This is a genomic window from Streptomyces platensis (assembly GCF_008704855.1).
Lineage (GTDB): Bacteria > Actinomycetota > Actinomycetes > Streptomycetales > Streptomycetaceae > Streptomyces > Streptomyces platensis.
Window position 1 is genome coordinate 912316 of the sequence record NZ_CP023691.1, and the last position, 17790, is coordinate 930105.

Below are 17790 nucleotides of genomic sequence, written 5' to 3' on the forward strand. Positions count from 1 at the left end.
CGGTCAGAGGTCGCCCGCCAGAATCCGGGCGAGCGAGGTCCCGGGGCGTTCCTCGCTGGCCCGGTGGAAGAGCTCCGTATACGCCTGGTCGCCGATCGCCGCGCGGGCCCGCTGCTCGCACTCCTCGCGTACCGCGCGAAGCTCCGGGGTGCCGCGCTGCGGATGCCCGACGGTGCGCCAGATGGCCTGGCCGCTTCCGTAGACGCGGGCGGCCGCGGCACCGTCGCCCTGGGCCGCGACCGCGGCCGCGAGCAGATCCAGACCGAGCGCGATCCCGAACTTGTCGCCGATGCCCTGCTTGGCCGAGAGCATCGCGCGGGCGTGCTCCGCCGATTCCTCGGGTCGGCCCTGGAGCAGCGAGATCAGCGAGAGCTGGTAGTCGGTGTAGGAGCGGGTCCAGTATTCGCCGCGCTCCACACAGCCGCGGCGCAGTGCGGTCGCCTCGGCACGGGCCCGGGCGAGCTCCCCCAGTCCGGTGAGCGCGAAGATCTGTACGAGCTGGCAGCGCAGCCGCCCGGGAGAGTCGAACGGGTCGTAGGGCGGCGGGCCCAGCACCTGTTCCACGACGGTGTGCGCGGACATCGGGCGGCCGGCGATCAGATGGGTGAGGCCGATGAGGTAGCCGGCCGCCAGCACCGCCTCCGCGTCGTCGGACGCCCGCGCCGTGCGGGCGCACTCCAGGCCCAGGGCGTCGGCCAGCGCCAGATCGCCCTGGAGCAGTACGGCGACGCCGAGGGCCCACAGCGCCCGGGTGCGGGCCGGGCTCGGCTCCGGCTGCGCGGCGAGGGCCCGGGCCACATATTCGCGGGCCTCGTGCAGATGGCCGCAGCAGCTCCAGAAGAGACCGATCGAGGCGCTGAGCTGCTGGGCGCGGTCCGGGTCGGTGACCAGGAGGTGGTCCAGCGCGGTGCACAGGTCGACATGGGCGTCGGCGACCCGGCGGTACCAGCTGACCTGTTCGGGGCCCAGCCAGCCCAGTTCGGCGCGGCGGCCGAAGTCGGCGAAGTGCGCGGCGTGCCGGTCGGCGAGGGCGGTCACCTCGCCCAGTTCGGCCAGCCACATCCGCCCGTACTCACGCAGGGTGTCGAGCATGCGGAAGCGGGTGCCCTCGCGGGTGAGCACCGACTTGGCGGCCAGGGCGGCCAGGGTGCTGCGTACTTCCGGTCCGGTGAGGGGTCCCCCGGCGCACACGGCACTGGCGGATTCCTCGTCGAAGGTCCCACGGAAGACGGACAGCCGGGCCCACAGCAGCCGTTCCAGCGGTGCGCACAGCTCATGGCTCCAGCCGATCGCGCAGCGCAGGGTCCGGTGCCGCGGCAGCCGTACCGGGCCGTCGGCGGGGTCGAGGGTGTCGAAGCGGGAGGTGAGCCGCTCGGCGATGCGCTCGACGGAGCTGTGCGCCAGCTGGGCACCGGCCAGTTCGAGGGCCAGCGGGATGCCTTCGAGGCGGCGGCAGATGACGGCGGCGGCCTGGGCGTGGAGCGGGGTGGTGAGGCGCAGTCCGGGGGCCGCGGTGCCGGCCCGCTGGGTGAACAGGGCCAGCGCGTCGTTGTCGCCGGTGCACGGCAGCGGGCCGATCTCGGTGGTCCACTCGCCGACGATGTCCAGCGGCTGTCTGCTGGTGACCAGCACGGTCACGCCGGGGGCGGCGGTCAGCAGATCCCCGAGCAGGTCGCGGCAGGCGTCGACGAGGTGTTCGCAAGAGTCCAGGACCAGCAGCAGCCGCTTGTCAGCGAGCCATTCGCACAGCGCGGCCACCGGTGTCCGGGCCGTGTGGTCGGCCAGGCCGATGGCGTCGCAGACGCTGGCCACCAGCAGTCCGTCTCCCTGCAAGGGCCACAGATCGGCCCAGCAGACCCCGTCCGGAAACCGGGCCGCCGCCGCGCGCGCGGCCCGCATCGCGATCCGGGTCTTGCCCACACCACCGGGGCCGGTCAGGGTGATCAGCCGGTGTTCCGTCAACTCGTTGTCGATCCGCCGCAGTTCGGCCTGCCGGCCGACGAAGCTGGTCGACTCCTCGGGAATGTTGCTCGCCACCGGCCCAGTTTGCCCCAGGCACGGCGTCCTGCGGTCCCGTGGTGGCAGCAGGCCGGGGCGCGAGGTTGACGGCAGCCGGCCGGACGGCACCTTGTCCGTCAGGGCGTGACGACGGGGAAGGTGGGATGCGGCGTGCTGAGCAGGCCCAGGAACTGGTCCAGTGCGCCCGTCTCGCCGTGTTGTGCGGCCTCTCCCGGTCCTCTGCCGGTGAGCAGGCCGAGCAGCTGGGGTTTGGTGAGGGTGAGGGTGAGATCCGGGGTGCGTTCCTCGGACGGGGTGGGGACACCGGGCGCACTGACGTAGGTGAGGGCCCCGTGGGAGAGCGTCAGCTGCCAGGTGCGGTCCTCGTCGGGGAGGTAGAGGTCGAGGGCGAGGGCGGTGGACCAGGCCCGGGGGCCGTCGATGCGGATGGCGAGCGAGTCGATGAGGTGGTCCACGGGCAGGGCCATCGCGATGTCGGGGTGGACGGTGTCCGGCGCGGCCTCGGCGAGGCTGCCGCGCAGTTCCATGGCGCCGGTGAGGTAGCAGTTGCGCCAGGTGCCGTTCTCGCAGCCGTAGCCCAGCCGTTCGTAGACGAGGGCCAGTTCGCGGCGGGCGCGGAGGTTCTTCGGTGCGGCGAAGACGGCATGGTTGAGGAGGGTGGCGGCGAACCGCAGATCGCCGTCGGCGGCATAGCGCTTGCCCGCGTCCACCGTGGCCTCGACGCCGCCCATGGTGTCCACATAGCGCCGGGCCTGTTCGGCCGGCGGATGCTCCCACAGATGGGCGGGGTTGCCGTCGAACCAGCCCAGGTAACGCTGGTAGACCGCCTTGACGTTGTCGCTGACCGAGCCGTAGTAGCCGTGGTGCGCCCAGACCCCCTCCAGGCCCGGCGGCAGCCGCAGTTCCTCGGCGATCTCGGCGCCGGAGAGGCCCTCGTTCAGCAGCCGGACCGTCTGGTCGTGCAGATAGGCGTACAGATCGCGCTGGTCGGCCAGCAGGGTCCGGACCCGGTCCTTGCCCCACGTCGGCCAGTGGTGGGAGGCGAAGGCGACCTCGGCCTCGTCGCCGAAGAGGGCGAGCGCCTCGCCCAGGTGGTGGGACCAGGCCCGGGCGTCGCGGACGGCACCGCCGCGCAGCGTGAGGATGCTGTGCATGGTGTGGGTGACGTTCTCGGCCAGGCAGAGGGCCTGGTGCGCCGGGAAGCAGAAGTTCATCTCCGCGGGTGCCTCGGTGCCCGGGGTGAGCTGGAAGACGAGGCGGATGCCGTCGACGATCTCCTCCTGGCCGGTGCGGGTGATGTCGACGGTCGGCGGGATGAGGGTGGTGGTGCCGCTGGAGCGGGCGGCGCCCAGGCCGCAGCCGATCTGGCCGTCCGGCCCCTTGGGGAGCTCCGAGCCGTACATGTAGACGGCGCGCCGGGTCATCGCCGTACGGGCGTAGACGCCCTCGCTGACCGCGTGCCCCAGGAAGCCGGCCGGTGCGAGCACCGGCACGGGGTGGTGGCCGGGCGGCAGCACGCCGCGGCCGCCGCCGAAGTGCGCGCGGTGCGAGTGGGTGTAGATCAGGCCGGTGACGGGCCGGTCGCCGCGGTATTTGCGGTAGAGCTCCAGGGCCGCGGCGGCGGTCTCGGTGGAGAGCAGCGGGTCGATGACGATGACGCCGTGGTCGCCCTCCACCAGCGTCATATGGGAGAGGTCCAGACCACGCGCCTGGTAGATACCGTCGGTGACCTCGTACAGACCCTGCCGGCTCACCAGCCGGCCCTGCCGCCACAGGCCCTCGTGCGCGGTGTCGGGGCAGTTCCCGGCCAGGAAGGCATAGGCCTCGGCGTCCCAGATCACCCGGCCGTCGTCCGCGGTGACCTGGGGCGGATCGAGCGCGGCGATGAAGCCACGGTCGGCGTCGGCGAAGTCTTCGTGGTCATCCACGGGTACAGCGGTCACGGGGCGCTACCTCTCCGGGGCGGCGGGCCACAGTCGGAAGACCCATGTCATCGATTTAACCCAATGTGCCGGGTTGTCGCATGCGTGCGGGGCACCCGCCGGGTCCCGCCCGCGGGCGCCCCGCGGCCGCCTTGCCACCGGCGCGGCCTCGACTGCACCGAGGCGGCCGGGCCCGCACTCCGCCGCCCGTTCGCCCGCAATCCGCCCGCCGTCACCGGCCGGTCCGCTCAACGGCGTTACGGGCAGGGCGCGAGAGGGCACAACAACGCAGGCGGCACTGCGCCCTTGACGCCTTGGTCAGGCAGCCCTGACGTCGCGCGCTCACCGGAACGATGCCCCGGCCCTTCGCCCTGCCTCCACGGCGCGGCCGTCCGTACGACCGGGAGAGGAGGGACACCCTGTCCCCGCATGACGACCGCGCCTTCGGCGAGCTCACCGAGCTGTTCCGGCACGGTGCCGCCCGCCGCCCCCGTCACCGTCCGGCCTTACGCGGGCCGGCCCGACCCCGTCCGCACCACCGCTTCGCCTGGCTGGCACCGGCTGCCGCGGCGGTCATACTGGCCGCCGGTGTCGTACTCGCCCACGGTCTGCTGCTCGCGAGCGGGCTGGTGCTGGCCGGGCTGCTGGGGCAGCGCTGCGCATACGGCCGCGACCGGCACCGTTAGAAGCGCCGGCCCCTGAGGCGCCGGACCGGCCCGCACGCCGCGCCCACGCACACGCCCCGACAAGTGAGCCGCCGGGCACTCGCCCTCATGGGAGGCAAGCGGCCGGCGGCTTTTTCACGCCCCCGTGGGGGCGCGGTCAGGTGGCACGGCGGCTCTTCGACGCCGCGGCGACACACATGGCACCGAGCAGGAAGGTCAGGGCACCGATGACGATGTTGTTCCAGATCACGCCGGCGTCCGGGGAGCTGCCGACGATCCACGGCGAGATGATCATCCACACGCCGATCGCGCACATCGCGCCGCTCAGCCCGTACATCCGGTCAGGGGCCACGGTGAATCCGACCGCCATCAGGGCGATCGCGACACCGAGAATGAGGTTGTGCACCATCAGCGCCGACTGCGCGCCGGCGAAGTGCAGAATCCACGGTGAGACGGCGCAATACAGGCCGACCAGGAGCACCGGGCCGTCGACGAGTACGACATCCCGCCCGCCGAGCACTCGCTCATACCGTGCCTGCATCTCAGTAGCGTCGGGGTGACCTGCGAGATCTCCCCTGGGGTGTGAGACGTCGGCCATGCGACTCGCCTCCTTCGTTCGCAAGTCCGGCCGTTCCACGTGGTATCCGACCACGCATCTTTATTCTGCGCTTATGTCGCCTTTATGTGTAGATGGCGGACCAGGTGAATTTTAAAGTTTCACCGTCGCAGCGCCGTCACCTGCGCCCCAGCTCCCGCCCCAGCCCCAGATTCCAGCGCCTGCCGCGGCCGCTCAGCTCGGTCACGGTCAGCGGCGGCACATCCAGCCGCCAGAACGCGTCCGGGGCGACCCGCAGGGCGCACACCGCCGCGGCACGCACGACATCCGGCTCGACGACGGCCAGCACCCGGCCCGCGTCCTCGGCCACCCGCGCCAGCCACCCCGCGATCCGGTCGCACAGCTGCCGCAGCGACTCCCCGCCGTGCCCGGTGAAGTCCGGGTCCGAGAGCCAGGCCGACACCGCGACCGGCTCGGCGTCGGCCACCTCGGCCAGGGCCCGCCCACGCCAGCCGCCCATCCCGCAGCCCGCCAGCTCCCCCGCGGGCAGTACCGACAGCCCGAGCTCCTCGGCCGTGCGACGGCACCGGACGGAGGGCGAGGTAAAGGTCCGGTCGGCGGGCGGCAGCGCTCCGGCGGCGGCCCGGACACGGCGCAGCCCGGCCTCGCTCAGCGGACCGTCGTCATCGAAACGCACCTCGCGCTGCGCCTCACCGGCGGCCGGTGAGACCAACATCACCCGAGTTGTCATGTCCTCTTCTCTCGCTCCACAGGTGCGGCAACCCCTGGCCCGCTCAAGGGAGTTGTCCGGACGGCGCGCCCTGTCCTGCGCCTCTCCGCCCCCTCCGTGGCCTTGGCCGGGGGGTCGGTTCGCGGTACCTTCCCGATGATATTGACGACGACATGACGGAAGCCGGTGGGATCCCGGCGCGGTCGCGCCACTGTATGTCCGGTTATTTACCAGCCCCCCAGGGCCGGGACCGGGCGAGCCAGACCCGGCATGTCGTTACGCACTCCAACGAACAGGGACGCGAGTTCCCCCGCACAGGAGGTCCTGCCATGGCTCAGACCATCGCACCCCCGGCCGCCGGCGCCGTCACCCCGGCTCCGATCCCCCTCAAGGCCATCGCACCGTGGGCGCTTTTCGTCGGCGTTCTGATGCTGGTTCTGCTCTACTTCATCGGCGCCGAGCAGGGTGCCACCTCGCTGCTCTCCGGCACGGAGGTCCACGAGTGGGTCCACGACGGGCGTCACCTTCTCGGCTTCCCCTGCCACTGATCGGACCCCGCACCCATGAACTCCGTCACCATCAGAAACCTTCTGGTGCGCGGGATGCTCGCCGGTCTGGCCGCCGGTGTCCTGGCCCTCGTCGTCGCCTACCTGCTGGGCGAGCCGAAGGTGGATGCCGCCATCGCGTTCGAGGACGCACACAGCCACGAACACGGGATGGAGGTCGTCAGCCGCGGTGTGCAGTCCACGGCGGGGCTGGCGACCGGCGTACTGATCTACGGCGTGGCCCTCGGCGGGATCGCCGCACTGGTCTTCTGCTTCGCTCTGGGGCGGATCGGCCGGTTCGGTGCCCGTACCACGGCGGCGCTGCTCTCCGGCGCCGCCCTGGTGGCCGTGTACCTCGTACCGTTCCTGAAGTACCCGGCCAATCCGCCCGCCGTCGGTGACCCCGACACGATCGGTACCCGCACCGCCCTGTTCTTCCTGATGATGCTGCTCGGCATCCTGCTGGCCGTCGCCGCCACGCTCCTCGGCCGGCGGCTGGCTCCGAAGCTGGGCAACTGGAACGCCACGGTCGCGGCCGGCGCCGCGTTCGTGGTCGCCATCGGCCTCGCCTATGCGTTCCTGCCGGCCTACGACAATGTGCCCGAGGGCTTCCCCGGCACACTGCTCTGGCAGTTCCGGCTGTCGGCGCTCGCCATCCAACTGGTGCTGTGGACCGCCTTCGGGCTTCTCTTCGGCCACCTCGCGGAGCGCGTCGTACCGGCGCGGCAGGAGGCCCCCGCGGCCGAGGCGGCACCCGCCGTCTCCTGATCCGGCCGGCCGCAACCACCGAGGGAGGGTCCGCGACTTCGTGTCGCGAGCCCTCCCTCGACGCGTGGCGGGCAGGGTGTGCGCGGTCCGGCCGCGGACGGCCTCAGGACAGACCGGGGACGCTGTCCAGATGCGGCAGATCGTGGTCGAGGCGCTCCCGTTTGGCGCGGAGGTAGCGGATGTTCTCCGCACGGGGCGGCATCAGCAGCGGGACCTGTTCCTCGACGGGGATACCGTGCCGCAGCAGGGCCTCGCGCTTGCGCGGATTGTTCGACAGCAGCCGCACGGACCGGACGCCGAGGTCCTGGAGAATCTCCGCCGCGGCGCCGTAGTCACGGGCATCGACCGGCAGCCCGAGCGCGATATTCGCCTCGACGGTGTCCAGCCCGCCCTCCTGGAGCTTCATCGCGCGGAGCTTGCCCAGCAGCCCGATACCGCGGCCCTCATGGCCCTGGAGATAGACCAAAACGCCGCGGCCTTCCGCCACGATCGCGCGCAGTGCCTCGGACAATTGGTCGCCGCATTCACAATGGGTGGATGCGAAGGCATCACCGGTCAGGCATTCCGAATGCACCCGGGTCAGCACCGACTCCCCCACGACATCGCCGTGGACCAGAGCCACTTGCTCGATACCGCTACGGCGGTCCAGATAGCCCACGGCGAGAAATTCACCGTAGGTCGTGGGCAGCCTGACCGTCACCACCTGTTCCACGCCCGGCCGTTGGCCGAAGGCATCATTGATTGCGACACGGAGGTCGGGGCCGGCGGAGTCCTCGGGGTCCATCATGGCGGCGATCGTACCCGCGCGGGTAAATGATCGGCAGAACTCACTCACCATGACAACAAGTATGCTGCGACGCCGTGACAAACGATGCCGTGACAACCACGACTCCGCGAGTCGGCGACGAAAGGCCGCAGCATCCCATGACCGCTTCGGGACACCCGACTTCGGCCACCGGCCCGCTGCCGGCGGACACCACGGAGGACGTACGGGCACGGCGGCCGGCGATGGCCGTGCTGCCCATCGGCAGCTTCGAACAGCACGGCGCCTTCCTGCCGTTGACCACCGATACCGTCATCGCCTGCACCATCGCCCGGGAGGTGGCCGCCGGCCGCCCCGTTCAGGTGCTGCCGCCGCTGACGGTGTCCTGTTCGCATGAGCACGCCGACTGGCCGGGGACCGTGAGCATTTCCGCCCGCACCCTGCACGCGGTCGTCACGGACATCGCCGATTCGCTCCACCGGTCCGGTATCGACACCCTGATTCTCATCAACGGGCACGGCGGAAATTACGTCCTGCGCAATGTCGTTCAGGAATCCGCCGGGCGCGGGGTGCGGATGGCACTGTTCCCGGGCTCGGCCGACTGGGACGCGGCGCGCACCCGGGCCGGGGTGGAGACACCGTCGCACACCGATATGCATGCGGGAGAGGTCGAGACGTCCATTCTGCTGTATGCCCATCCCGAATTGGTCAAGGAAGGCTATGAATCAGCGGATTGCGTCGCCGATGACCGGAAGCAGCTGCTGACGCTCGGCATGTCGGCCTATACCGAATCCGGTGTCATCGGGCGGCCGTCGCTGGCATCCGCCCGCAAGGGACGGGAATTGCTGGCCGGGCTCACCGAGGCATTCGGTGAATATGCCGCGCTGTTCGGCGACCGGGCGGCAGCCGATGCCTGAGCTGCTCGACGCGTCGGCCGCCTGGGACCTGCTGCGGCGGCTCCGTACGACGGACGAGGCACTCGCGGCCGGGATGGTGCCGGACGGAGACGGCGGACTGCGCTGGCGGCGGCCCGCCACACCCGAAGCGGAAGAGCTCGCCGGCCGCTATCTGCCGCTCTGCCTGGCCGGCCCGGAGGTCGCGTTCGCCCAGCTCGGGCAGAGCCTGGACGGCTTCATCGCGACCCGCACCGGCGATGCCGACTTCGTCACCGGCGAGGAGGACCGCTGCCATCTGCACCGGCTGCGCGCCCTGTCCGATGCGGTGCTCGTCGGGGCCGGCACCGCCGTGGCGGACGATCCACGGCTGACCGTACGCGCCTGTACGGGCGACAACCCGGTGCGGGTGGTGCTCGATCCGCGGGGCCGGGTGCCGCGGAGCAGCGGGGTGTTCACGGACGGCGCGGCGCCGACCCTGTGGGTGGTGGGACCGGATGCCGCCCCCGCGGACCCGGGCGCCGGAACCGAGGTGCTGGTGCTGCCGGATGCGGCCGCGTTCGCCCCGGTGCGGCTGCTCGCGACGCTGGCGCGGCGCGGGCTGGGCCGGGTGCTGATCGAAGGCGGCGGGGTCACCGTGTCGCGGTTCCTGCACGAACAGGCGCTGCACCGGCTCTATGTCACCGTCGCCCCGGTCCTGCTCGGCGACGGTGTCCCCGGCCTCCGTTTTCCCGGGACGCCGGTGATGCGGGAGGCGCTGCGCCCGCCGCTGCGGCGCGCCCTGCTCGGCGAGGACACGCTCTTCGAGTTCGCCCTGCGGCCGGCCGGTGGGCCCTCGGGCGGACCGGCGGACTGAGGCAAGTCCGCCGGTCAGGGCGGACCCGCGGACCAGGGCGTCTCACTCCGCTCGCCGTGCGTCTGCGCCTGGTACCGCGCTCCCCCGCCCACCGCCGACGGGACCTCCGCACCGCGCTGCCGGACCATCCCCGTACTCCCGGTACGGGGGTGCCCGTCCGCCGGGCGGGGCACGGCAGCGGACGGCGCCGGCTGCTTCGCGGGGAGCGGAGCGGAGCGTCGCACGGCGGGTCCCAGCAGCACGGCGGCCCCGGGGAGGCTTGCGACGAAGGCGAGTACGCCGTAGATCACCGCGGTGGTGAGTCCCTGCGTCGCGCCCAGTCCGGCGGCGCCGAAGGCCCAGGCGGCGACGCCTTCCCGGGGCCCCCAGCCGCCCACGTTCACCGGCAGCGCCATCGCGAGCAGCGCCAGCACCACCAGCGGCACCAGCTCGGTGGTCGGTGCGGTGACGCCCGCGACCCGGGCGGCCAGGACGAACATCCCGAGGTAGCCCGCCAGGACCGCCACGGACGAGAGCGCGACCCCGGGCCAGACGCCACGGGCCAGCAGGCCCTGGCGGGCTTCGGCCAATACGGTGCGCAGGGCGCGTTCCCCGCGCGAGGCGCCCCGGCGGCGCAGCCGGACGGCGACCGCGACCACCAGCAGACCCGTAACGGCGAGGGCCAGAGCCACGGCGGGCGAGGCGAGGAAGCGGGCGACCGGTGCCAGGACCGGTGACGGCCGGACGAGCAGCACCGCGGCCCCGGTGACGAGCAGCACGACCTGGCCGGCGGTCCGTTCCAGGGCTACCGCGCGGACCCCCCGGCCGAGGTTGCCGGAGGTGCGGCCGTGGTCGACGGCGCGGTGCACATCGCCCAGCACGCCACCGGGCAGCGCCGCGTTGAGGAACAGCGCCCGGTAGTAGTCGGCGACGGCCCGGCCGAGCGGCAGCCGCAGGCCGAGGCCGCGGGCCACCAGACACCAGCGCCAGGCACTGAACACCGTGGTCAGCACGCCGATGGCGAGCGCGGCCAGCAGGGTGGCGGCGTCGATCCGGCGCAGTCCGTCCAGGAAGGCCTGCGAGCCCAGATGCCACACCAGGGCCACCAGGATGCCCAGTCCCGCGAGCATCCTGAGCCATGCCGCCCAGCGGGACCGCGTCATCATGCGCTCCCGGACCGCTGCCGGGGCAGCGCCAGCAGATCGGTGTGGTGCACCGCGACGGTCAGCTCCCCCGCCGCGCACTCCTCCAGCCGGCGGCGGAGGTAGGCGACGGCCTCGGGCGCCAGCTCCGGCCGCTGGGCGTGTGCGGCACCGACCCAGCCGCGCAGCCATTCGGCGATCAGCGCGGATTCGGCACAGCCGAGCCGCCACGGGCTGGGCTGCACCAGCACCGTCGCCCCGCGCCGTTCGAAGGCCGCGACCGCCGCCGCGATGGCGTCCGGTCCGAGCAGTGCACGGCCCTGGTCCGTACGGCGCTGATGGTCGTTGAAGGCGTCGGCGATCTCGGCGTCGAACGGATCCGCCGGGGTCAGCTCGACCCGTCCGGCGACGGAGAGCGCCAGCAGTGCCGGGCTGCCCGCGCCCATACAGGCCTCGGCGAGGTCTTCCACCTCGTCGAGGGTGAGCAGATCCAGCAGTGCGGAGGCGGTGACCAGCGAGGTCCCGGCGAGGTCATCGGCGGTGAGGGCGGCCAGATCGCCGCGCGCGGTGGTGGCGGCAACGGGCGTGCCATCGGCGGCCGTTACCGGCATCCGCGCCCCGGCGAGGGCGAGCAGCGCGGGGTCCAGGTCGTGCAGGACCCACTGCTGCGGGCCGGGCAGCCGGACGCCGAGCCAGCGCCCCATGGAGCCGATACCGCAGCCGAGATCACGGATCACCAGACCACGGGGGCCGCCGGGCGGGCCCTCGGGGGCAGGCTGCGCCTCGAGCCACGCCAGCAGCGGGCGCAGCAGCTCGGGGGCCCGGGCCGCGGCATCGGCGCGCTCCCGCAACTCCAGCCACCGCGGGGCGAATCGAGGTCTCTCGGGCGCGCTCATCGCGTGCTCCGGGGTTTGTGCCGAACCCGTTCCAGCACTCCGGCCAGACTGTGCGACGTCATCTCCCACCTCTCCAGCATGGCACGCCGGGCGCGCGCCGAACCTCTGACCCCGTCCCGCAGTTGTGGATCGCCGAGCCAGCCGCGCAGCGCGTCGGCGAGCGCCGCCGGGCGGCCGGGCGGTACGAGCAGGCCGGGCACACTGCCGTCGGGGGCCTGCCCGACCGCTTCCGGTACGCCGTCCACCGCCGTCGCCAGCACCGGGATCCCGCGCGCCAGTGCCTCGGTGACGACCATGCCGTAGGTCTCCGCGTACGAGGTGAGCACCAGCAGGTCGGCGGAGGCGTAGCTCGCCTCCAGGTCCGCGCCCGCCCGGGGCCCGGTGAAGGTGATCCGGTCGTCGAGCCCGAACCCGGTCACCGCACCGCGGAGTTGGGCGACATATCCGGGGTCGCGGCCGAGCCCGCCGACACATGCGCAGCTCCACGGCAGGTCCTTGACCGTCGCCAGTGCGTCGATCAGGCGGTGCTGTCCCTTGCGCGGGGTGACCGCGGCGACGCACAGCAGCCCGGTGGCGCCGTCGGTGCCGGGTGCGAGGGGCGCGGGGTCGGCGCCGGGCCGGACGGCGTGGACCCGCTCGGGCGCCAGTCCGTGGTGGGTGACGAGCCGGACGGCGGCCCAGTCGCTGGTGCCCACGACGGCGGCCACGGCGTGCAGGGTGCGGTGTTCGCAGGCGTCCAGCTCCGCGGCCACGGCGGGGTCGAGGCCGGTCTCGTCGCCCAGCGGGAGATGGACCAGGACGACGAGGCGCAGCCGTTCCGCCTCGGGGACGAGGATTTCCGGAACTCCGCAGGCGACCAGGCCGTCGAGGAGGACCACGGCGCCGTCCGGCAGTGCCGCCAGCCGCTGCGCCAGCTCCGCGCAGGCGGTGGCGTCCGGCCGCGGCCAGCTGCCGGGCAGCGCGTACGGGCGTACCTGCCAGCCCGCGGCCGGGAGGTCGCGGCACACCCGGCGGTCGTAGGTGTTGCCGCCGCTGGGTGACGTCGGGTCGTCGATGTCACCGGGCAGGACGAAGTGCACCACCCGCTCCCCCGGGGTGGCGCCGGTTCGGGTCACAGAGTGCGCTCGTACGTCGCCCAGGCGATGTGTGACTCGTGCAAGGTGACCGATATCCCGGCCAGCTCGCGGGCGCCCTCGCCGAGGTTGCCCGCCTCGATGCGGTCGGCGAGCCGGTCGGCGATGACCTTGGCCAGGGCTTCGGTCGAGGTGTTGATGCCGGCGAAGGCGGGCTCGTCGTCGAGGTTGCGGTAGTTCAGCTCCGCGATCACACCGCCGAGTTCCTGGGTGGCCAGGCCGATGTCGACGACGATGTTGTCGGCGTCGAGCTCCGGTCGGCGGAAGGTCGCGTCCACGATGAAGGTCGCGCCGTGCAGACGCTGCGCGGGGCCGAAGACCGCGCCACGGAAGCTGTGGGCGACCATCAGGTGATCGCGGACGGTGATGCTGAACAAGGCCGTTCCTCCGGTGTGATGTCGGTCTCAGTGGCGGGGTCGCCGGGGAGGGAATACAGGGCGGTTTCGCGGGGCGGTCAGCCGTCCGCCGGCGCGTAGCGGATGCGGTGGCACAGCGCCGGAAGGTCGCCGGAGACGAGCCGGGGCAGCACCTCCGGCAGCTCCTCGAAGGCGGACTCGCCGGTGATCAGCGCATCGAAGGCGGGGTCGGCGAGCAGGTCCAGGGCGAGCGCGAGCCGGTCGGCGAAGGTACGGCGGGCGCGGCGGGCCGGGGAGACCGCGCCCACCTGACTGCTGCGGACGACCAGCCGGCGGGAGTGGAAGGCCTCCCCCAGCGGCAGGCTGACCTGCCGGTCTCCGTACCAGCTCAGCTCGATGACGGTGCCTTCCGGGGCGAGCAGTTCGAGGGAGCGGGCGAGCCCCTCCTCGGTGGCGCTGGCGTGGACGACGAGGTCGCAGTCGCCCAGCGCGTCCTGCGGCAGGGCGAAGTCCACACCCAGTGCCTTGGCGGTCGCCGCCCGCGCGGGGTCGGCGTCCACCAGCTGCACCCGGACGGCGGGGTAGCGGGCGAGGATCGCGGCGACACCGCAGCCCACCATGCCCGCGCCGATCACCGCGATCCGGTCGCCGACCAGCGGCGCGGCGTCCCACAGGGCGTTCACCGCGGTCTCCACCGTGCCCGCCAGCACGGCCCGCGGGGCGGGCACCGAGTCGGGCACCGGAGTGACCGCGCTCGCCGGGACGACATAGTGCGTCTGGTGCGGGTAGAGGCAGAAGACGGTGCGGCCCAGCAGGGCGGACGGCCCTTCCTCGACGACTCCGACATTGAGGTAGCCGTATTTGAGGGGCCCGGGGAAATCGCCTTCCTGGAAGGGCGCCCGCATCATGGAATGCTGGCTCACGGGGACGCCGCCACGGAAGACCAGGGTCTCCGTTCCGCGGCTCACTCCGGAACAGAGGGTGCGCACCAAAACCTCGTCGGGTCCGGGGTCCGGCAAGGGTACTGTCCGGATTTCACCGTGACCTGGAGCGTTTAGCCAAAACGCACAAGCAACGCGCGGCATCGGAATCCTCCTGGACGCTCCGGCGACGATTCGTCGATGCTGGGGATCATGAGAACGCCGTCACCATACGCGGCACCTCTCGACTCCGCCACAATCCCGGGAGGCATGGTGGCCGTACAAGAGCGTTACGACACAAGGCCGTTCGGACCGGACATTACGGCGGGCACGGGAGTGCAGCTGCTCATACTGGAAGCGCTCCGCCGGGCGGTCGGTCTGAGCACCGCGGGGTGGCTGACGGGCTGCGTGTTCGCCGTGGCCACCTGGGTGGTGCTCACCGTCGCGCTGCGCCGTTCATGGCCCCGGTCGTTCGGTATGGCGTCGTTCGGCATGGCCAACCGCGTCACACTGGCCCGCACGATCCTGGTCGGCGGGGTGACGGCGCTGGTCGCGGACTCCTTCGAGCGCCGGACGCCGGTCGCGGTGCTGGTCGCGCTGGCCGCCGTGGCGCTGATCCTGGACGCGGTGGACGGTCAGGTGGCCCGGCGCACCGGCACCGTGACACCGCTGGGGGCGCGCTTCGACATGGAGGTCGACGCCTTCCTCATCCTGGTGCTCTGTGTGTATCTCGTGCTGCCGCTGGGCCCGTGGGTGCTGTGCATCGGCCTGATGCGGTACGTCTTCGTCGCGGCGTCCTGGGTCTGGCCATGGCTGAGTGGCGCGCTGCCGCACAGCATGGCCCGCAAGACCGTGGCGGCGCTGCAAGGCGTCGTGCTGGTCGTGGCCGGTGCCGGGGTGCTGCCGCGCCCCGCGGCGGCGGTCGCGGTGAGCGGGGCGCTGGCGCTGCTCGTATGGTCCTTCGGACGAGATGTCGGCTGGCTGTGGCGGGTCCGGGGACTCGCGGGCGGCCCGGCTGCGGCGAGTGGCCGGGACCGGGCCGAGGAAGGCCTGCCCGCTATGTCCCGGCGTGCCGGCCCAGATAGATGACGAGCGCCAGGAAGACCAGCAGCAGATGGCTGACGACGAAGTAGAGGAACACCCGTCGCCACAGGCTGCGCCGCGGAGCCCGGTGGGGGTACAGGACCGCGCCGGGCAGCCGGGCCAGCTGGGTCCCGGGCCGGATCGCGGTCGTCCGGGGCCGCCGGACGCCGCAGCGCGCCGAGGTGTGCGGGCGGGCGGCGCCCTCCGGGCAGACCCGGCCGTGTCCGCGTTCCGTACGGATCGTCCCGCGACCGGGCGGGCGCCCCCGGCAGGGCCGTACGGTGCCCGGGCCGGAGGGGGTGGGTATGCAGGTGCGGGAGCGGACCGCCCGCCAAGGCGGCGGCCCCTTACGCCGTGGTGCGCCGGACATCCGCGATCACCCTGTTCCGGTGGGGCTCATACGGACCGTGCCCGTCCGGCCGGCGTCCATGGAGCGCGGCGAGCGGATCACGAGACCGCCCCCACCGCGCCGGTCGCCGGCACCCCGGCGGCCGCCGGCCGTGCGCCGGCTTCGGCCTGCCGGAGTTCGGTGAGCAGGGCATGCTGCCCGGCGAGCACCTCGGTGAGGGCCCGGCGGGCGACCCGCAGGAGTTCGGTGACCTCGCCGCCGGCCAGCTCGTAGACGACGGTGGAACCGCTGCGGGTGGCCGTCACCATGCCCGAGCGGCGCAGCACCGCCAGCTGCTGGGAGAGCGCGGACGGCTCCACCCCGATCGCGGCGAGCAGCCCGCTCACCGGCATCGGTCCGCTCTGGAGCAGTTCCAGCACCCGGATACGGACCGGATGGCCCAGCATCCGGAAGAAATCGGCCTTGGCCTGACAGACCGGAAGCCATGCACCGTTCATGTCCGCGCCCCGCTCCCGGGACCGGCCGCGGACCACGCCGCACACACCCGTTCCCCTGCCGATTCGGCGAAACCGCCCACGCATGTCCTCCGCGTTCAGGCCGCACGGCCGTCGCGTCATCTGTTGAATTGCGGAATTCTGCAACTGTAGACGACGCGGGCGGGCTTCTTGAATGGGTGTCGCGGACAAACCGGGGGGCGGACGCGGTACGGGGACGGTACGGGGACGGTACGCGCGTACGCCGTCGTCCGCCCGCTCACCACCCGGCCGGCCGCTTCCCGGAAGAACTCTGCCGCAGCCGCGCACAGTTGTGGGGTCGGCCGGGCGAACCCGCGTCGACGCCGTACCCGCACCGGCCGCGGGAGCCGGCCCGGCCGGTGATCCGCCCGGAACAATTCCGGTGGACAGCCCCACGCCCCAACCACATGCTGACGCCCATGACTTCACTGGTACGCCACCTCACCCTCGACTGCACCGACGCCTATCGCCTGGCGAGCTTCTGGGCGGAGGTACTGGACGGCTCGCTGGCCGAGGACGATATGCCGGGCGATCCGGAGGCCACGGTCACGGCCGCGGGCACTGCGCTGCTGTTCGTCACGGTGCCCGAGGCCAAGGCCGGGAAGAACCGGGTGCACCTGGATCTCCAGCCGCAGGACCGGGGCCGGGACGAGGAGGTCGAGCGGCTGCTGGCGCTCGGCGCGACTCCGGTGGCCGACCACCGGCGCCCGGACGGGACCGGGTGGGTGACGCTGGCCGATATCGAGGGCAATGAGTTCTGTGTGGAGCGCAGCGCGGCGGAGCGGGCGGGCTGAAGCCGCCTCAGTCCTGCGGGGACCGGGCGGCCGCCAGGCGCTCCTGGGCCTCGGCGAGGTCCTCCTCGGTCGGGGCGTCGTCCTGGGTGAGCGTCCGGCGCCAGTAGCCGCTGAAGTCGATCCGGCCCTTGTCGATACCGCGCTCGCCGACCAGATGGCGCCGGAGCGCACGGACCGCGCCCGCCTCTCCGGCCAGCCAGGCGAAGACCGGCCCGGGCGGGAAGGTGAGGGCGCGTACGGCGGCCGGGAGGGCGTCGTGGCGGCCGTCCGTGTGCACCCAGTGCACGGTGAGCTCCGCCCGGGTCGTGAAGTGCTGCTCGTCGGCTGGGCCGGCCACCTCGATGCAGGCCAGCGCGCGGGTGCCGGACGGGAGCGCCTCGACGAGCGAGCCGATGGCCGGCAGGGCGGTCGCATCACCGGCCAGCAGCAGCCAGTCGGCCCGGTCGAGCGGCAGCGACTTGGCGTACTCGGCGGCCGGACCGTACCGGGCGAGGAGGTCACCCACGGCGGCGGAGGCCGCCCACCGGGTCGCCGGGCCGGCCGTCGCCGGGGTGCCGTGCAGCACGAAATCGACGGTGATCCGGTGCCGGACGGGGTCGTAGGCGCGCACCGTATAGCTGCGCATCCACGGCCGTTCGTCTTCGGGGAGGGCGAGGAACGCCTGGTACCAGCTCATCGCGTCGCCGTCCGCGGCGGCGTCGGGCAACCGGGGCGCGCGCCGGCCCGGCTTGGGAAAGAGCAGCTTGAGCTGCTGGTCGGGCCAGGTGGGGAAGTCGTCGAGGCCGGCACCGGCAAAGGTGATCCGGACCATGTGCGGGGTGATCCGCCGGACGTCGGTGACCTCTATGAGCGCGACGGGCACGGCCGTCATCGGGTCCTCCATGGGGCAGCAGGGGCGAGGGCGGT

Annotated in this window: 20 protein-coding genes; 7 read left to right on the forward strand and 13 right to left on the reverse strand. The window is 72.8% G+C overall.

Annotated elements, in window-relative coordinates; genetic code table 11:
* Window positions 1-3 precede the first annotated feature (3 nt).
* Entirely contained in the window at window positions 4-2037 is a 2034-nt protein-coding gene (locus tag CP981_RS03965; RefSeq protein WP_085923391.1) for an ATP-binding protein, read from the reverse strand.
* A 98-nt stretch (window positions 2038-2135) separates the two neighbouring features.
* On the reverse strand, window positions 2136-3962 hold the full coding sequence (locus tag CP981_RS03970; RefSeq protein ID WP_085923392.1) for an alkyl/aryl-sulfatase: 1827 nt from the start codon (window positions 3960-3962) through the stop codon (window positions 2136-2138).
* 332 nt (window positions 3963-4294) lie between these two features.
* Here CP981_RS03970 and CP981_RS03975 point away from each other — a divergent pair, with 332 nt between their 5' ends.
* Complete coding sequence (locus CP981_RS03975; protein WP_085923393.1) at window positions 4295-4627, forward strand: hypothetical protein; 333 nt, start codon at window positions 4295-4297, stop codon at window positions 4625-4627.
* Window positions 4628-4763: 136 nt separating this feature from the next.
* Here the strand turns inward: CP981_RS03975 and CP981_RS03980 are convergent, their stop codons facing one another.
* Together CP981_RS03980 and CP981_RS03985 are read right to left on the reverse strand one after the other, a co-directional pair.
* Complete coding sequence (locus CP981_RS03980) at window positions 4764-5204, reverse strand: SPW repeat protein (RefSeq protein ID WP_085923394.1); 441 nt, start codon at window positions 5202-5204, stop codon at window positions 4764-4766.
* A 136-nt stretch (window positions 5205-5340) separates the two neighbouring features.
* Window positions 5341-5913 carry a histidine phosphatase family protein gene (locus tag CP981_RS03985; protein ID WP_085923395.1) on the reverse strand — a complete coding sequence of 191 codons (573 nt, stop codon included), beginning with the start codon at window positions 5911-5913 and terminating at the stop codon, window positions 5341-5343.
* 308 nt (window positions 5914-6221) lie between these two features.
* On the opposite strand from CP981_RS03985, the gene CP981_RS03990 reads away from it, so the two are divergent.
* Entirely contained in the window at window positions 6222-6440 is a 219-nt protein-coding gene (locus CP981_RS03990; protein WP_085923396.1) for a CbtB domain-containing protein, read from the forward strand.
* 15 nt (window positions 6441-6455) lie between these two features.
* A complete protein-coding gene (locus CP981_RS03995) occupies window positions 6456-7205 on the forward strand; it encodes a CbtA family protein (protein ID WP_085923397.1) in 750 nt (249 codons plus the stop codon).
* A 103-nt stretch (window positions 7206-7308) separates the two neighbouring features.
* Here CP981_RS03995 and ribA read toward each other — a convergent pair whose 3' ends face one another.
* Window positions 7309-7989, reverse strand: coding sequence for a GTP cyclohydrolase II (gene ribA, locus CP981_RS04000; RefSeq protein WP_085923490.1), 681 nt, complete (start codon window positions 7987-7989; stop codon window positions 7309-7311).
* Window positions 7990-8129: 140 nt separating this feature from the next.
* On the opposite strand from ribA, the gene CP981_RS04005 reads away from it, so the two are divergent.
* Window positions 8130-8885 (forward strand): creatininase family protein, encoded by a 756-nt coding sequence (locus CP981_RS04005; protein WP_085923398.1) that lies wholly within the window; start codon window positions 8130-8132, stop codon window positions 8883-8885.
* Window positions 8878-9717: a RibD family protein gene (locus CP981_RS04010; protein WP_085923491.1), complete on the forward strand. Its 840-nt coding sequence runs from the start codon at window positions 8878-8880 to the stop codon at window positions 9715-9717. Before CP981_RS04005 ends, CP981_RS04010 begins: the two co-directional genes overlap by 8 nt.
* Window positions 9718-9731: 14 nt before the next feature.
* On the opposite strand, the gene CP981_RS04015 is transcribed toward CP981_RS04010, so the two are convergent.
* The 5 genes from CP981_RS04015 to CP981_RS04035 form a co-directional block, all read right to left on the reverse strand.
* Window positions 9732-10859 (reverse strand): lysylphosphatidylglycerol synthase transmembrane domain-containing protein, encoded by a 1128-nt coding sequence (locus CP981_RS04015; RefSeq protein ID WP_085923399.1) that lies wholly within the window; start codon window positions 10857-10859, stop codon window positions 9732-9734.
* Window positions 10859-11734 carry a class I SAM-dependent methyltransferase gene (locus CP981_RS04020; protein ID WP_085923400.1) on the reverse strand — a complete coding sequence of 292 codons (876 nt, stop codon included), beginning with the start codon at window positions 11732-11734 and terminating at the stop codon, window positions 10859-10861. The genes CP981_RS04015 and CP981_RS04020 overlap by 1 nt, the downstream gene beginning before the upstream one ends.
* Complete coding sequence (locus tag CP981_RS04025; RefSeq protein ID WP_107429508.1) at window positions 11731-12849, reverse strand: glycosyltransferase family 4 protein; 1119 nt, start codon at window positions 12847-12849, stop codon at window positions 11731-11733. The genes CP981_RS04020 and CP981_RS04025 overlap by 4 nt, the downstream gene beginning before the upstream one ends.
* Window positions 12846-13244: a 6-pyruvoyl trahydropterin synthase family protein gene (locus CP981_RS04030; protein WP_085923402.1), complete on the reverse strand. Its 399-nt coding sequence runs from the start codon at window positions 13242-13244 to the stop codon at window positions 12846-12848. The genes CP981_RS04025 and CP981_RS04030 overlap by 4 nt, the downstream gene beginning before the upstream one ends.
* 77 nt (window positions 13245-13321) lie before the next feature.
* Window positions 13322-14308 (reverse strand): zinc-dependent alcohol dehydrogenase, encoded by a 987-nt coding sequence (locus CP981_RS04035; protein WP_085923403.1) that lies wholly within the window; start codon window positions 14306-14308, stop codon window positions 13322-13324.
* 108 nt (window positions 14309-14416) lie between these two features.
* On the opposite strand from CP981_RS04035, the gene CP981_RS04040 reads away from it, so the two are divergent.
* Complete coding sequence (locus tag CP981_RS04040; RefSeq protein WP_425282204.1) at window positions 14417-15232, forward strand: CDP-alcohol phosphatidyltransferase family protein; 816 nt, start codon at window positions 14417-14419, stop codon at window positions 15230-15232.
* Here the strand turns inward: CP981_RS04040 and CP981_RS04045 are convergent.
* Both CP981_RS04045 and CP981_RS04050 read right to left on the reverse strand, forming a co-directional pair.
* Window positions 15201-15596, reverse strand: a complete 396-nt coding sequence (locus CP981_RS04045) for a DUF6126 family protein (RefSeq protein ID WP_085923405.1) — start codon at window positions 15594-15596, stop codon at window positions 15201-15203. The genes CP981_RS04040 and CP981_RS04045 overlap by 32 nt on opposite strands.
* 77 nt (window positions 15597-15673) lie before the next feature.
* A complete protein-coding gene (locus CP981_RS04050; protein ID WP_085923492.1) occupies window positions 15674-16072 on the reverse strand; it encodes an ArsR/SmtB family transcription factor in 399 nt (132 codons plus the stop codon).
* 437 nt (window positions 16073-16509) lie between these two features.
* Here CP981_RS04050 and CP981_RS04055 point away from each other — a divergent pair, with 437 nt between their 5' ends.
* Window positions 16510-16884, forward strand: coding sequence for a VOC family protein (locus CP981_RS04055; RefSeq protein WP_085923493.1), 375 nt, complete (start codon window positions 16510-16512; stop codon window positions 16882-16884).
* A gap of 7 nt (window positions 16885-16891) precedes the next feature.
* Here the strand turns inward: CP981_RS04055 and CP981_RS04060 are convergent, their stop codons facing one another.
* Window positions 16892-17755: a siderophore-interacting protein gene (locus tag CP981_RS04060; protein WP_085923406.1), complete on the reverse strand. Its 864-nt coding sequence runs from the start codon at window positions 17753-17755 to the stop codon at window positions 16892-16894.
* Window positions 17756-17790 lie beyond the last annotated feature (35 nt).